We start from the raw sequence: 14,486 nt of genomic DNA on the forward strand, positions 1-14,486 counted from the left end.
CGCCCGTCGCTATTCGATTTCCACTTTTCCCTGGTGATCTACCCCCTATTAGGTTACCATTACCGATAATAGGTTCTCCTCAATTAAGTAAGCCTTCCCTAAATCAATGGAAATCAATTAGGGAAGGCTTACTTAATTTCTGTTTCAGATGCTTTCGCGGCGGATCGGGCACGACATGCAGCGCGGGCCGCCGCGGCCGGAGCCCAGCTCGGAACCGGTGATGGCGAGTACCTCGATACCGGCCTCCGCCAAGCGCGCGTTGGTTTCCACATTACGTTCGTACCCGACGACCACGCCGGGCGCGAGGGCGAGCGTGTTGTTCCCGTCGTCCCATTGCTCGCGTTCGGCGGTGACCGGATCGAGTCCGGTGTCGATGACCCGGAGCCGGTCGATTCCCATCGCTTCGGCGGCCGCGGTGAGGAATGGGGCCGGGCCTTCCACCTTCACGGAACCGTCGTCGGTCGGCCGCATGGTGAAAGCGGTCAAGGAATCACGGGAAAGCGGATACATGACGACGGCGTCGGCCGCGACCATCGTGCACACGGTGTCGAGATGCATGGTCGCGCGGGTCTGCTGGATCGGGACGGCGAGCACGGTGTGCGCGATCCCGTCGGCGAACACCGACCGGGCGAGGGATTCCGCGCCTGCCGCGGTCGTCCGCTCGCCGACGCCGATGGCGAGGACACCCGGCGAGAGCAGCATGACGTCGCCGCCCTCGATCGGCGCCGAATGCGCGCCGTACGCGCGGGCGGCGTGACGGAACCACGGGTGGTAGGCGTAGATGAGGTCCAGCACCGCGGTCTCGCGGACGCGCGCGGGCATGGTGAGCGAGGAGACCGCCACCCGGTCGCCGATCCACGCCGACGAGTCACGGGTGAACAGCAGGTTCGGCAGCGGATCGACGGCGAAGTCGTTCGGATGGTTCATCAGCCGGACCAATGAGGCGCCCTCGGCGGCGGGCAGTTCCTCGAAGGTCATGCCCGCCATCAGGACCTCGGCCAGCGTCGCCGGAGCCACGCTCGACAGATGGGACCGGAGCGAATCGGCGAGGTCGGGGCCGAGCCGCCGCTCGTCGACGGCCGCGTGCACGCCCGCAGCGTGGGCGCGGGTGTCCGAGAGCGCCGTGCGCAGCGCGTCGGCCAGCAGCAGCACCTCGACACCGCGGCCGCGCAGCACCTCGGCGAACGCGTCGTGCTCCTCCTGCGCGCGGTCCACCCACGGGATGGAATCGAACAGGAGCTGGTCGTTGTTGCGAGGCGTGAGCCTTTTGAGCTCGTTGCCGGGCCTGTGCAGCAGCACCGCACGCAGGGGGCCGACTTCGCTGTCAACTCGGGGTGGAGTCGTCTCGTCAATCACTGCTTCACACTAGCTAGGGGAGCCAGGAAACTCGCCCTTTGAGCAGCGCGTATCCGACGAAGGAAACGAAATCCAGCGCGGTGTGCGCGGCGATCAGCGGCCACAGCCGGTTCGTCTTCTGCCACAGCCTGCCGAACACCAGGCCCATCACGACGTTGCCGACGAAACCGCCGAAACCCTGATACAGGTGATAAGACCCGCGAAGCACCGAAGACGCGACCAGCGAGGTGTTCTCGCGCCAGCCGAGCTGCCGCAGCCGGGTCAGCAGGTACGCGACGACGAGCACCTCTTCGGCGAACGCGTTCCCGAAGGCCGAAAGCGTCAGCGTGATCGGCCGCCACCACGTCTCGCCCAAAGTGGACGGTTGCACCGACAGGCTGAACCCGAGGCCGTAGGAGAGGAAGTACAGCCCCAGCCCCGGGATCCCGATCACCGCGGCGAGCAGGAGCCCGTGGACGACGTCGCGGCCGGGCCGCCGCCTGTCGAGCCCGATCTCCGCCAGCTTCATCCCGCCGCGCCACAACAGGTACAGCCCGAGCGCGCCCCAGCCGACCAGCTGGCCGGCGCTCAGGAGCTGTTTGAGCAGGTCGACCAGGCTCAGGGTCGCCTGTGGAACGTTCAGCTGGGCCTGTTGCTGAGCCAGCGGCACCGGCTGCAGCAGCGAGTCCACAAGGGACAGCAGGCTGCGCAGCCCGGACAGGCCGAGTGTGATGCCGAAGACGACGACCAGTTCGATGACGATCGCGCGGCGGCGCGCCGGATCTTCCACGAATTCCGGCAGCGCCGGGCGTTCGGGACGCAGCCAGCTCATCGGCCGCACGCTACCTTGTGGCTTTCCGGGGGCTGAAGGACGCTTTCACCTCATGTCACGCGGTGCAGGGCGCTTTCACCGCGTCGCACGCGGGCATGGTTCCCTTCAGCCCCTGCCCGGTGATCGTCGGCGAGCTACCTTCGAGTCATGCCAAGGAGTATCGCGACCAACGAAACCGTCGACCGGGCCGCGCTCGTCGACTTCCTGTCCACCCGTCACCGCGCCATCCTGATGACCACCAAGGCCGACGGCGGACCCCAGCTCTCCCCGGTGACCTGCGGGGTCGACGCGGAAGGCCGCTTGGTCATCTCCACGTATCCGAAGCGCGCGAAGGTGGTCAACATCCGGCGCGAGCCGAAGGTGTCCGCCTGTGTCCTTTCCGACGAGTGGAACGACCGGTGGGTCCAGCTGAACGGCACCGCCGAGGTACTCGACCTCCCCGACTCGGTCGAGCCGCTGGTCGACTACTTCCGCGCCATCTCCGGTGAGCATCCCGACTGGGACGAATACCGCGAAGCGATGGTGAAGCAGGGCAAGAGCATCATCCGCGTCACCATCGACTCGTGGGGCCCGATCGCCAAGGGCGGCTTCCCGGCGGAACTCGCCTAACCCTGCGGAAAGTACGGGCAGCCGACCAGGCGGCGGATCTCCCCGCTCAACTGCTGCGGCCCTTCGACCGGCCGTGAGAACGCGAGCCGGACGTCGTGGTCGCCGGAGTCGGCCTCGACGCGCAGCCGCAGCCCGTAGCGATCCAGTCCGAGCGGCCTGATCCAGCCGCCGCGCAGTTCGGCGGGCACGTGCTTGGCGAGCTGCTGGACGACGTCGGCGTGGTCGGTCTCCAGATGCCGTAGCCACGCGGCCTCGTAGTCGTGGAAGGGATCCGGCGGCGCGGCGCTGAACATATGCGGCCGGAGCGAGTGCGTGCCCTCGGCGTCGGCGAGCACCAGCGACGCCGGGGTCAGCCGCAGCAGCGTCAGGCCGTGCCCGACGTCCAGCAGCCGCTCGTCCGGCCGGGTTTCGGCGATGGAGACCGCGCGGGCCCGTGCCGAAACCTCGGAAAGCGGCCGGAGCCAGCCCGTGATCCACAGCAGCCCGCGGATGGGTTCCCGCAGGTCGACCGGCGCTTGATCGGTCAGTTCGACCATCACCGCGAGCTCGCCGCGCTGTGCCTCGTGCGCGCGTTTCACCAGGTGGTGCTCGTCCGGCAGCAGGATGCTGACGCTGCCGCTCGTGTGCACGTGGTGCAGCTCCGGAATGACCCGGCCGCATTGTCCTGGCAGGTCGCGCTGCTCGGCGGTCGGCATCAGCGTCGCCGGCCCGTTGCGGGTGGCGATCGTCTTCGCGCGTTCCGCGGGGTTCGGCGCCGGCGGGCGGCGGATGGGCGTCGTCGGTGTGGTCACGGCTCACCTCCTAGTTAGGTGAGCCTAACCTGATCTGGCTGCCGAGTGGAAGTAGCGTGGATCACGTCTCACCGCGTACCTATACGTTCACCTGGTGGAAGACCACAGAATCCGGGTGCTCGAACCACCCGAAGGGATTCCGGCGAAGAACATGCCGGTCCTGGTACCCCTTCTCGATCGCAACACCGTGACCGTCGGGACGACCGCCATCGCGACCGGTCTGCTCGTGGTGCTGGGTGTCGTGATCGCGGTCTCCGGGGGCTACGGGATCGCCGTGCCTTCGGCCCTCCTTGTCTTCATGACACCGGTTTCGCTCATCTTCGGCTTCTCCGCCGTTGCCGGATCGTCGTCGATGCGGAAGCTCATCGGCAAGCCGTTCCGCCTGGTGAACGGCCTGGACGGCGCCCTCGTCGCCGGTTCGCGGGTGAGCGTTCCCCTGGACGGGCGGTGGCTCGTCGTGCGGTTCCCCGCCCCGCTGCGCACGCAACTGGCGGCCCAGCGACGGCTCTGGGTGCTCGGGCGGTTCGTCGTGCTGCCCGGTGTCGTCGTCCCGCGTCGCGGCACTTTCCGCGACAAGCCGGTGAAGGGCTCGGTCCCGTTCGCCTTCGAACTGGTGTCGCCGGGCCGGATGCTCGCGACGCAGCGGCGGCTGCTGTCGGCGTACTACCTCCTCGGCGTGGCGATCCTGCTCGTCGCGAGCGCGTTCGGGTTCTGGACGTCGGCGGACTTTCCGCAGCGGGACAGCATCGTGGTCGGGGCCACGCGGGCGCTCGGTTACGGCTGCGCGGCAGGCGCCGTCGGGTACGTGATCGTCGCCTCGCTGCTGCTCAGGAAGCTGCCCGAACCGCGGTGGACCGAACTCGCCGTCGTGTCCGGGCCTGCGTCGGTCAACTTCTTCGGCATGGTCACGGTGAAAGGCCGGACGGTGTTGCCCGACGGCCGCGAGGTCACCGTGCAGGCGGGCGGTTCGGATCCGTCGCTGGCCGCGAACATCGCCGCCACCGGGCGGCTGTGGGTGCTCGGCGTGCCCGTGGCCGGGAAGACGGCGAAGGCCGGAGTGCCCGGCCACGCGGTTTTCGGACCGGTCCGATTCGGCCGGTGATGTCAGCCGAGGGAGCGCCGCGTCGCCTCCTCGGTCTCCACGACACCTCGCCGGATCCCTTCCAGTTGTTCGCTCAGTTCGCCGATGGTCGTGGTGTCGAGCAGTGAATCGCCGGTGGCGGCCGACAATTCGGCCGCCCTGGCGACCAGTCCGTCGAGGCCGAGCGCGCCGGATCGCAGCTGTGCCAGCAGTTTTCGCTGCGCACTCGACAGCCGCGCGTGCACGTCTTCCTGTGCCTGCACCGATTCGAGCGACTGGATCAGGTCACCGCGGATATCGTCGTCGGCGGTCTTCAACTCCTTGCGCAGCCGGGCCTTCTCGGCCGACACCGCGACCGGGTCCACGCGCGCCAGCGCCTTCCCGGTGGCGGACGTGCGGGCGGCCAGCCGCCGGAGGGTGTCGACGGTTTCCCGCACCACCGGCTCCATGTCCGCCACCCGGTCGGCGAGCGGTCCGGTGTCGAGCGACGCGGAAATCGACCCGAAACCGTCGGCCGCGGCTTCCGCTCGCCGCACCCAGCCCGCCTCGGGAGAGCCGGGCTCGACGTCGGGAAGTGGCCGTTCTTCGGGCTCCGGCAACGGTTTCGGTCGCGTGGCGGCGGCGACCCCGGCGCGGGCGGCGAGTACGGTCACGCCGACGCCGAGCGCGGCGAGCACCGGCAGTTGCACCGCCCAGGCCGCCCCCGCCGACGTCGCCGCGAGGAGCAGTCCCCACGGTTCGGCTAGCTCACGGACGAAGCGCATATCCGAGGATCTCAGAAATTCGAGATCACGGCGGTGAAGACCTGGTCGATCGAGTCCGGTTTGGACGAGTCGTACCCGACGCCCTGGGTGGTCTCGGCGATCTCCTTGAGCACGTTCAGATCCGCGTCCGAGCCGTAGGCGATGGTGAACAGCCGCACCGCCTCGCCACCGCCCTCGGTCCGCAACCGCCCGACGAGGTTCGGCAGATCGATCCCGCCCGGATCCTCGTTCCGGCCGTCGGTGAGCACGACGACCGCGTTGATCGCGTTCGGGTCCAGCCGCTGCTTCATGAATTCGTAGGCCGCGAGCGACGAGTCGTAGAGCCCCGTCCCGTTCTGCGGGGTCAGCCCGTTCAGCCGCGACGCCAGCTCCTGCCTGCCCGGCTCGCCGCCGATCGGCGACACCGGCCTGAGTTCGACGTAGTCCTTGTCGCCGTCCAGCTTCGTCGAGAACATCCACAGCCCGACCTTGTCGGCGTCGCCGAACTGCGGCAGCGACGCCACGGCTGCCTGTTTCGCGAGATCCATCTTGTTCTTCCCGGTCCCGCTGACGCCGTCGCCCATCGAGCCGGAGACGTCGACGACCAGCAGCACGTTCGCCTTCTTCCGCAGGTCCTTCCACGACTTCAGCACCTCGGTCAGCACCGGCGGGCTCGGCGGGCGGATCAGGTTGAGCTTCGAATCCGGCTCGGCGCCGTTCTCCTTCGTGGTCTGAGACCCCGGTTTTCCGTCGAACGTGCGGAAACCGATGTCGCTGAACTTCTGCTGCGCCTCGGCGCCGCGCAGATGCGCGAGGAAATCCGCCGCGACCTGCTTGTGGATGTCGTCGGCCCAGTTCAGCACGGTGAACGGGTGGTCGGAGTTGAGCGTGCCGTCGTTCGGGTAGATCCCGACCAGGGGCACCTTCGGCGGCGCGTGCTGACCGCGTTTCGCCGGATCGTTCGTGGGATTGCCCTGGTTGTAGCCGACGAGCGAGTTCTCCTCGACCGTCACCGCCGAGATGTAGGACATCGCGGCGCCGCGGTCGTCGGCCTTCTGCAGGTTCGTCAGGAAGGTCAGCGTGTTGTCGCCGTAGTGGACGATGGCCTGCTCGACGTTCTGCACGAACGTCCGCGCTTCGGGTTTCGCGAGCGCGTTCGCGGTGAGGTCCGAAGAGGTGCCCGTCGCCGCGTAATAGGCGCCGATGGTGGCGTTCAGGCCGGAGGTCGAGATGTTCGGATTCGTCTTGCCCAGCCGGAACTTCCCCCATTCCGGATGGCCGTACTTCGCCCAGCCCTGCGGATCGGTGGCCAGCGCGGCGAGATCCTTCCAGCCGATGCCCTTGCCGGGCCAGCCGAGCGCTTCGGCCATCGGCTTCGGCATCGCGACGACCAGCGGCGCGTTCGCGACCGATTCCGGCTCGCCCTCGGGTACCAGCGCGGGGTGGTCGGAGCCGGTGAGGTTCTGGCGCAAGAGGTTCACCCAGCCGGACGCGGCGGGCGTCCAGACGTCGGGGCGCGGGCCGTCCACCGCCTCGTTCCAGCCGCGGGACAGCGCCTGCATCGCGGTGCCGGACGATTTCGACTGCACGAGCACGTCGACGCAGCGCCCGGCCACCGTGCGGCCGCTGTATCCCTTGGCGATCTCGGCGACCACGCCCGCCTTCTCCGGCGAAGACGACACCTGCAGCTTGACCGCGTCGCCCGTCGTGCACTTCGCTTCCACGGCCTCCTCGCCGGAGTCGCTCGTGAGCGCGCGCAAGCCGATGATCAGACCGATGGCGACCACCGCCGCGGCCACGAACGCCAGGACCTTGCGGCCGCCGCGGGACTGCCCTGGATTCACGACCATGGAGAACCTCCCGGTGAGAAACACCGATTATCCGGAGGTTTCGCCTTGCCAGGCTTGGCGTTGCCGAACCGTTGCGGCCATGGCGGTACTTATCCCGCCATGGCCGCAACGGGGGAATTCAGGCGCCGGGACCGCGGCCGGACCACGTCCACGCGTAGCCGTGATCCTCCGAAGCGTCGGCCGCCTCGCCGAGATCCAGCGGCGCGAACGTGTCCACCATGACCGCGGTCTCGTCGAAGAACTGCGCCCCGATCGACGCCTCGGCCGCGCCGGGCTGCGGCCCGTGCGTGAAACCGGACGGGTGCAGCGAGAGCGAGCCGACCTCGATCCCGGAACCCTTGCGCGCCTCGTAGTTCCCGCGGACGTAGAACATCAGCTCGTCCGAGTCGACGTTCGCGTGGTTGTACGGCACCGGGATCGACTCGGGGTGGTAGTCGACCTTGCGCGGGCAGAACGAGCAGACCACGAAGTTCGGGCCCTCGAACGTCTGGTGCACGGGCGGCGGCTGGTGCACGCGGCCGGTGATGGGCTCGAAATCGTCGATGTTGAACACCCACGGGTACAGGCAGCCGTCCCAGCCGACGACGTCGAACGGGTGGGTCGCGTAGGTGTAGCGCGTCAGCCCCGCGCGATGCCGTACGAGGACCTCGACGTCGGTGCCGTCGACGACCAGCGGCTCCGACGGCCCGCGGATGTCGCGTTCGCAGTACGGCGAGTGCTCCAGGAACTGGCCCTTCGCCGACAGGTACCGCTTCGGCGGGCCGATGTGACCGCGCGCCTCGATGGTCAGCAGCTTGACGCCGTCGTCGTGCGGGAGCACGCGGTAGGTGCACGACGTCGGGATGACGAGGTAGTCGCCGTCGCCGACCTCCAGCGAGCCGTAGATCGTCTCCACGGTCGCGCTTCCGCCCTGGACGTAGAACAGCTCGTCGCCGGCCGCGTTGCGGTACAGCGGAGAGGGCTTGGTCGCGTGGACGAAGCCGATGGTGACGTCGGCGTTGCCGAACAGCCGCCGCCGGTCGGTCACCGCGTCGGCGTCGCCGAATTTGAGGTCGTGGGTTTTGAAGGCGCGGGGTTTGAGCGGGTGGTTCGGGGTGATCGGGCCGCGCTCGTCCTCGATCGCGACGGCGTCGACGATCGCGGTGGGCAGGCCGCGGTGGTAGAGCAGCGCCGAGTCCGCCGAGAAGCCCTCGACACCCATCAGTTCCTCGGCGTACAGGCCCCCGTCGGGCTTGCGGAACGCCGTGTGGCGCTTGTGCGGGATCTCGCCTACCTGCCGGTAGTAAGGCATCGGAATCTCCCCGGAACGTGTCCGTTGTGCGAACGATTTTGTCCTGATGTCGTACGCTACTAGCGTGTCAGTCGTGTCAAGCGCTGTGGAACTCACGCCACCCGGCCCCCGAGGAATCCCTCCCCTGTTCGCGCGGCTCGTCGACGACTCGGCGTTGTTCCCGCCCGGCGAGGCGTCCATGCCCGAAGCGCTGCGTGCGCACTTCGCGTCGAGGGCCGGTGAGCACTCCGGCGTCCTCGGTGTGTTCCTGTGCCAGGCGTCGAGGCTGCCCGAGCTCATCACCGAACTCATCAAGATCAAACCCAAGGAACCGCTGCCGCTGTCGCTGATCATCGACACCGGCCTCGGCGGGGTCCCGAAGGCGATCTCGATCGTCGAATCGCGCAGCGAGATCCTCAGCCTGCGCATGGTGGAGATGCCGGCGCCGTCCGACGTCGACGAGGTCTGGCTGGAGCGGGTCTCCGAGTTCGTGCCCGAGGACGTCATCCGCGTGGTCGAGCCGCGGCGCGGCGTCGGCTGGCTGGACGGCGTGCGGAAGGTGATCGAGCACGGCAGCTGGCCGAAGATCCGCTGCGGCGGCAAGGCGGGCGAGAACTTCCCCAGCGTGGACGAGGTCGCCGACTTCCTCGCCGTGGTCAGCGGCTCGACGGGCGCCTCGTTCAAGGCGACGAACAGCCTGCACCGCGCCGTCCGGCACACCGAGGAGTCGAGCGGTTTCACCCACCACGGGTTCCTGAACCTGATCGTGGCCTCCGCGCGCTGCCTTTCGGGCGGCGACGTGCGCGCCGCCCTCGAATCGACCGACGGCGCCGCGCTGGCCGCCGAGGCCAAGGGGATGTCGGACGAGGCGGCGAAGGCCGTTCGCGGGCTCTTCGCGTCGTACGCGGCGGCCTCGTTCGACGAGCCGGTCGCCGACCTCGGGGAACTCGGGCTCTTGTGACTCGTGAAGGGTCGCTGACCCTGGACAGAGGGCTCGCACTGCTCCAAGCGGTCGCGGACGCCGGTGGCGAGGCGGCGACGATCTCCGAACTCGCCGTCGCCATCGGCGCGAGCCGGGCCGCCGTCTACCGGCTGCTCGTCCCGCTGTCCGAACGCGGCCTGGTATGGCGCGACGGCAACAAGGTGCGGCTGGGAGTCGGCCTGCTCCGGCTCGCCGGGCAGGTCCTCCCGCAGCTGCGCGAGGCCGCGCGGCCGGTGCTGCGCGAGCTGGCGGAGAAGGTCGGCGCGACGGCGCATCTGTCGGTCGCGCAGGGGGATCAGGCGCAGGCCGTCGCGGTCGTCGAACCGTCGTGGACGAGCTTCCACGTCGCCTACCGCGTCGGCACCAGGCATCCGCTGTCCGCCGGTGCGGCGGGCAAGGCGATGACGCTGCGCCCCGGCGGCGGCGAAGGCTGGGTCACCTCGTCGGGCGAGCTGGAGGCGGGCGCCTCCGGGGTCGCCGCACCCGTACGCGGAGTGCCGGGATTGAAGGCCAGCGTCGGCGTCGTGTCCCTCGAACCGCTGGACGCGTCCGTGGTGGGCCCGGCGGTCGTGGCGGCCGCCGTCCGGCTGGCCGAGGTGCTGAAACAGCCCGAGTAGCGCTTCAGTGTCATTGGGGGAACCCGCGTCCGCGATCGACGTCGGCAGGGCGCTGCCTGGCCATCTCAGCTCCGCCAACAGGATTCAGCGGTGGCTGAGCAGCGGGCGCACCATGGTCGCCAGCAGCGTGAGGTCGACCGCGAACAGCAGCCGCTCGAACAGGCCGAGCGTGACCTCCTGGTGCGACGGGCCGGTGAGCATCGTCCAGACGAATCCGCCGAGCACGATCACCACCGCGGCGAAACTGGCCACCGAAAGCCGCCGGATCGTCGTGCGGCGCGGCTCCCACGGGCAGCGCGCGCGGCCGGGACGGGTCAGCACCCAGGCGGCGGCGGGAAGCGCGAGGAAGGCCGCCAGCGCGGCGTAGTTGTGGATCTGGCCCGCCAGCGACCGGGCCTGGCCCTCGGGGTCGACGGGGACGAGCGCGAGGACGAACAGCCCGGCGCACCACACGCCGAGCAGGGCGAGAACGGCTTCGTACCCCTTGCGGTGCGCCTTCGCGATCCCGCCGAGCAGGGCGAGCGAACCGAACCCCAGCGCCAGGCACATCGCGCCGAACAGCGGGGCCGCCGTCGAACCGGGCGAGAGGTAGCCATAGACGTACTCGGACAGCGTCTGCCAGATCGGGCTGACCTGGCTGGACAGCCTCAAGTGCAGGTCGATCGAGATCGCGACGGCGACGGCCATGCCGACCACCGCGAGCCTGCCGTGCACAGGGGAGACGGCAAGCGTCTTCGGCGAGGTCACGACCGGTTTCTCCAGGCACGTCGGGGCGGGTGTTCACCTTTTCGTTCCCGAAAGGTTACCCGGTGAACCTGTGAAGACCCCGTGCGGTCAGAACGCGAGCTGGGCCAGCGCGAACAGGGAGAACCCGGCGAAGACGAAACCGGCCACACGCTGGATGAGCTTGGGGCGGATCCGGCTGCGGACCTTCGCGCCGATGAAGACGGCAAGACCGGCGACGGCGACCAGCGCGACGAAGGAGCCGAGACCGACCGCGAACGGGTTGCCGAAGCGGGCCGTGAGGCTGGCCGTCGCGAGCTGGGACGCGTCGCCCCACTCGGCGGCGAACAGCACGCCGAACGACGTCAACGCGGAGCGGAGGAAGGTCGCGGGGCCGGGGCCGGAACGCGAGGCGTCCTCTCCGCCGTCCTTGGCGGGGCTGAACCCTTCGCGAAGAAGCATGTACGCGCCGACACCGAACATTCCGGCGACGATCGCGGTCACCAGCGCCTCCGGCAGCAAAGTGAGCACACTTCCGAACGTGGCGGCGATCGCGGATTGCACGGCGAATGCGGCGGTGACCCCGACGAATACCGGCCATGCGCGGAAACGAGTGGTGAGAACCAAAGTGGCCACGAGGGTCTTGTCCGGCAGTTCCACGGCGAGTACCAGGCCGAACGCGCTGATCAGCGCCAACATCGAGCTACCCATGATGGTTCTTCACCCCTTTCACTGCAACGATAAAGGGGCGATTCAGAGAAGGGCAAGCTGATGGCTTTTCCGAATCGGACGGCATGTGCGGGCGAATTGTATTCCTTGGCCGAGCGGAATTGAGTTTTCGGCGAACCGAATTCTTTTTTCAGGCTTCACTGGTAGCGTCCGGCGCATGGACGAGAGAGCGCGGATCGAAGACGTGTGCAGGCGCCTGCAGGACCACTACGTGTTCCCCGACGTCGCCGAGAAGCTGACGGTGTTCCTACGGGCGAGGCTGAGTGACGGCGCGTACGCGGGGCTCGACGATCAGGCGTTCGCCGTCGTGGTCACCGAAGACCTGCAGTCGGTGAACGGGGACAAGCATCTGCGGCTGCGGCACCACGCCGACCCGCTGCCAGAGGTGGACGGGGAGTCGTTCGATCCCGAGGAGTTCCGGCGTGAGGCGGAGCTGAACTGCCACGGCATCGCGTCGGCGCGGCGGCTGGCCGGGAACGTCGGCTACCTGGAGACCAAACTGTTCTACGGGCCGGACATCGCCGGCGAGGCCCTGTCGGCGGCAATGACGCTGCTCGCGACCACCGACGCGCTGCTCGTCGACGTCCGGGAGAACCGGGGCGGCGACCCGTCCGCGGTCGCGCTGCTGATCAGCTATCTGGTCGACGAGCCGACGCATTTCAACAGCATCTATCTGCGCGACGGCGACGTGACCAACCAGTTCTGGACGCAGCCGTACGTGCCGGGCCGCAAATTCGGCGCGGACAAGCCGGTGTGGGTGCTGACCGGGCCGACGACGTTCTCCGGCGCCGAGGACCTGAGCTACTCGCTGCAGCAACTGGGGCGGGCGAAGACGGTGGGCGCGGTCACCGGCGGTGGGGCGAATCCGCGGAAGCAGTACAAAGTGGACACCCATCTGGATGTCACCGTCCCGGGTGGGCGGGCCGTGAACCCGGTCACGGGGACCAACTGGGAAGGCGTCGGCGTCCAGCCCGATATCGCCGTCGCGGTCGAGGACGCTTTCGACACGGCGTACGCGTTGGCGCTGGCCCACGTGCTGACGCTGGGGGACACAGGGGTGCGGCGGCAGGTCGCCGACGAGGCGAGGCTCACGCTCGCGGGCCTCGGCTGACCCGGTCGCGGGACCTACGTCCCGGCGAGATCGGGACCACTTGAACTGGCGGGCTCATCGGGCGTTGAGCAGGCTTGAGGCGTGGAGGTTCTCGATCTCGCTCGGTGGCAGTTCGGCATAACCACCGTCTATCACTTCCTGATGGTCCCGCTGACCATCGGGCTTTCGGTCCTGGTCGCCGGGATGCAGACGGCGTGGGTCCGCACGGGTGATCAGCGGTACCTGAAGATGACCAAGTTCTGGGGGAAACTCCTGCTGGTCAACTTCGCGATGGGTGTGGTCACCGGCATCGTGCAGGAGTTCCAGTTCGGGATGAACTGGAGCGCGTACTCGCGGTTCGTCGGCGACGTGTTCGGCGCGCCGCTGGCGATGGAAGGGCTCGTCGCGTTCTTCGTCGAGTCGACCTTCCTGGGGCTGTGGATCTTCGGCTGGGACAAGCTGCCGAAGAAGGTCCACCTGGCGTGCGCGTGGGCGTACTCGCTGGCGACCGTGGCGTCCGCGTATTTCATCCTGGCGGCGAACTCGTGGATGCAGCATCCGGTCGGGGTCGAGTTCGTCGACGGGAAGCCGACGATGAACTCGATCTGGGCGGTGCTGACGAACAACACCGCGCTGGCCGCGATCCCGCACACACTCGCGGGTGCCTTCTCGGTGGCGGCGGCGTTCCTGGTCGGCGTGGCCGGCTGGCAGCTGTGGCGCAAACGTTCGGAGGACGACGAGCACCGCGCGGTGTGGCGTTCGTCGTTGCGTCTCGGCGGCTGGACCGGTGTGGTGGCGTTCGCGGTGCTGGCGATCACCGGCGACTTCCAGGGCAAGCTGATGTTCGAGCAGCAGCCGATGAAGATGGCGTCGGCGGAAGCGTTGTGCCATACGGAGAAACCGGCGAGCTTCTCGATCCTCGCGATCGGCGACGTGCGGAACGCGAACTGCGAGGATGTCAAGACGTTCAGCGTTCCCGCGTTGCTCTCGTTCTTGGCGCACAACGACTTCTCGACCGAGGTCAAGGGTGTCGAGAACCTGGTGACCGAGTACCAGGCGAAGTACGGCACGAACTACCCGGACGACCCGCAGCTCGGCTCGCTCGCGGGCAAGCCGATCGACTACGTGCCCAGCCTGCCGGTGACCTACTGGGGCTTCCGCGCGATGATCGGCTTCGGCGCGATCTCGGCCGGGATCGGGTTGCTCGCGCTGTGGCTGACGCGGCGCGGACGGATCCCCGGGCAACGCTGGTTCCCGTGGCTCGTGCTCGGCGGGATCGCGACGCCGTTCATCGGCAACAGCGCCGGCTGGATCTTCACCGAGATGGGTCGTCAGCCGTTCGTGGTGGTGCCGAACCCGACCGGCGTCGACGGGGTGTGGATGTTCACGGCGCAGGCCGTCTCGAAGTTGTCCACAGGCGAGGTGTGGACCTCACTGATCGCCCTGACGACCGTCTACGCGGTGCTCGGCGTCGTCGAGGTCTACCTGATGCGCAAGTACGTCCGCGGCGGCGTCGACGCCGTCATGCCACCCAAGAAACCGGCCACGACCAGCAAGAACAGCGACTCGGAAGGCGGTGACGGCGATGACGACGCGCTGGCCTTCGCCTACTGATCGCCTCTTGACCTCACGTACCCAGCCCCCCGCCCTTCCCGGGGGACGGCCCCGCACCCAGCGTATCGGGGGTATCGCTCAGGCGGGTTACCCACAGCCGATCTGTGGACAACTTGAGCGGTTGTGGACAACTCAGGGCGACCGGGGGTGGAGGGGACTGTTTGGGCGGTCTCAAGCGGTAGGGGCGGGTTGCGAAAGCCACTTTCGCAACGCTCAAGGT

The 14,486-nt window shown here is 68.5% G+C and carries 14 protein-coding genes; 6 read left to right on the plus strand and 8 right to left on the minus strand.

Annotated elements, in window-relative coordinates:
- Positions 1 to 144: 144 nt before the first annotated feature.
- Together ACFWIW_RS02380 and ACFWIW_RS02385 are read right to left on the minus strand one after the other, a co-directional pair.
- Positions 145 to 1,356, minus strand: coding sequence for an arginine deiminase (locus ACFWIW_RS02380; RefSeq protein WP_240596252.1), 1,212 nt, complete (start codon positions 1,354 to 1,356; stop codon positions 145 to 147).
- A 13-nt stretch (positions 1,357 to 1,369) separates the two neighbouring features.
- Positions 1,370 to 2,167 carry a type II CAAX endopeptidase family protein gene (locus tag ACFWIW_RS02385; RefSeq protein WP_360121145.1) on the minus strand — a complete coding sequence of 266 codons (798 nt, stop codon included), beginning with the start codon at positions 2,165 to 2,167 and terminating at the stop codon, positions 1,370 to 1,372.
- A gap of 147 nt (positions 2,168 to 2,314) precedes the next feature.
- On the opposite strand from ACFWIW_RS02385, the gene ACFWIW_RS02390 reads away from it, so the two are divergent.
- Entirely contained in the window at positions 2,315 to 2,776 is a 462-nt protein-coding gene (locus ACFWIW_RS02390; RefSeq protein ID WP_378366733.1) for a PPOX class F420-dependent oxidoreductase, read from the plus strand.
- On the opposite strand, the gene ACFWIW_RS02395 is transcribed toward ACFWIW_RS02390, so the two are convergent.
- Positions 2,773 to 3,567: a DUF2470 domain-containing protein gene (locus ACFWIW_RS02395; protein ID WP_378366734.1), complete on the minus strand. Its 795-nt coding sequence runs from the start codon at positions 3,565 to 3,567 to the stop codon at positions 2,773 to 2,775. The genes ACFWIW_RS02390 and ACFWIW_RS02395 overlap by 4 nt on opposite strands.
- 94 nt (positions 3,568 to 3,661) lie before the next feature.
- Between ACFWIW_RS02395 and ACFWIW_RS02400 the strand changes: the two genes are divergently transcribed.
- On the plus strand, positions 3,662 to 4,669 hold the full coding sequence (locus ACFWIW_RS02400; RefSeq protein WP_378366735.1) for a hypothetical protein: 1,008 nt from the start codon (positions 3,662 to 3,664) through the stop codon (positions 4,667 to 4,669).
- Between the two features lie 2 nt (positions 4,670 to 4,671).
- On the opposite strand, the gene ACFWIW_RS02405 is transcribed toward ACFWIW_RS02400, so the two are convergent.
- From ACFWIW_RS02405 to ACFWIW_RS02415, 3 genes are all read right to left on the minus strand, one after another.
- Entirely contained in the window at positions 4,672 to 5,412 is a 741-nt protein-coding gene (locus ACFWIW_RS02405; protein ID WP_378366736.1) for a hypothetical protein, read from the minus strand.
- Between the two features lie 11 nt (positions 5,413 to 5,423).
- The gene (locus ACFWIW_RS02410) at positions 5,424 to 7,241 is read right to left on the minus strand and encodes a substrate-binding domain-containing protein (protein WP_378366737.1); all 1,818 of its coding nucleotides are present in this window, start codon (positions 7,239 to 7,241) and stop codon (positions 5,424 to 5,426) included.
- 118 nt (positions 7,242 to 7,359) lie between these two features.
- Positions 7,360 to 8,532: a homogentisate 1,2-dioxygenase gene (locus ACFWIW_RS02415; RefSeq protein ID WP_378366738.1), complete on the minus strand. Its 1,173-nt coding sequence runs from the start codon at positions 8,530 to 8,532 to the stop codon at positions 7,360 to 7,362.
- 85 nt (positions 8,533 to 8,617) lie between these two features.
- On the opposite strand from ACFWIW_RS02415, the gene ACFWIW_RS02420 reads away from it, so the two are divergent.
- Together ACFWIW_RS02420 and ACFWIW_RS02425 are read left to right on the plus strand one after the other, a co-directional pair.
- Complete coding sequence (locus ACFWIW_RS02420; RefSeq protein WP_016330606.1) at positions 8,618 to 9,472, plus strand: hypothetical protein; 855 nt, start codon at positions 8,618 to 8,620, stop codon at positions 9,470 to 9,472.
- Positions 9,469 to 10,110 carry an IclR family transcriptional regulator gene (locus tag ACFWIW_RS02425; RefSeq protein WP_016330607.1) on the plus strand — a complete coding sequence of 214 codons (642 nt, stop codon included), beginning with the start codon at positions 9,469 to 9,471 and terminating at the stop codon, positions 10,108 to 10,110. The genes ACFWIW_RS02420 and ACFWIW_RS02425 overlap by 4 nt, the downstream gene beginning before the upstream one ends.
- Before the next feature lie 84 nt (positions 10,111 to 10,194).
- Here ACFWIW_RS02425 and ACFWIW_RS02430 read toward each other — a convergent pair whose 3' ends face one another.
- Complete coding sequence (locus ACFWIW_RS02430; protein WP_378366739.1) at positions 10,195 to 10,857, minus strand: DUF998 domain-containing protein; 663 nt, start codon at positions 10,855 to 10,857, stop codon at positions 10,195 to 10,197.
- A gap of 87 nt (positions 10,858 to 10,944) precedes the next feature.
- Positions 10,945 to 11,532, minus strand: a complete 588-nt coding sequence (locus ACFWIW_RS02435; RefSeq protein WP_378366913.1) for a TMEM165/GDT1 family protein — start codon at positions 11,530 to 11,532, stop codon at positions 10,945 to 10,947.
- Between the two features lie 187 nt (positions 11,533 to 11,719).
- Between ACFWIW_RS02435 and ACFWIW_RS02440 the strand changes: the two genes are divergently transcribed.
- Together ACFWIW_RS02440 and ACFWIW_RS02445 are read left to right on the plus strand one after the other, a co-directional pair.
- Positions 11,720 to 12,673, plus strand: coding sequence for a S41 family peptidase (locus ACFWIW_RS02440; protein WP_378366740.1), 954 nt, complete (start codon positions 11,720 to 11,722; stop codon positions 12,671 to 12,673).
- Positions 12,674 to 12,754: 81 nt separating this feature from the next.
- Positions 12,755 to 14,266 (plus strand): cytochrome ubiquinol oxidase subunit I, encoded by a 1,512-nt coding sequence (locus ACFWIW_RS02445; protein ID WP_378366741.1) that lies wholly within the window; start codon positions 12,755 to 12,757, stop codon positions 14,264 to 14,266.
- The last annotated feature ends 220 nt before the right edge of the window (positions 14,267 to 14,486 follow it).

The sequence above is a fragment of the Amycolatopsis sp. NPDC058340 genome, assembly GCF_042723975.1.
Lineage (GTDB): Bacteria > Actinomycetota > Actinomycetes > Mycobacteriales > Pseudonocardiaceae > Amycolatopsis.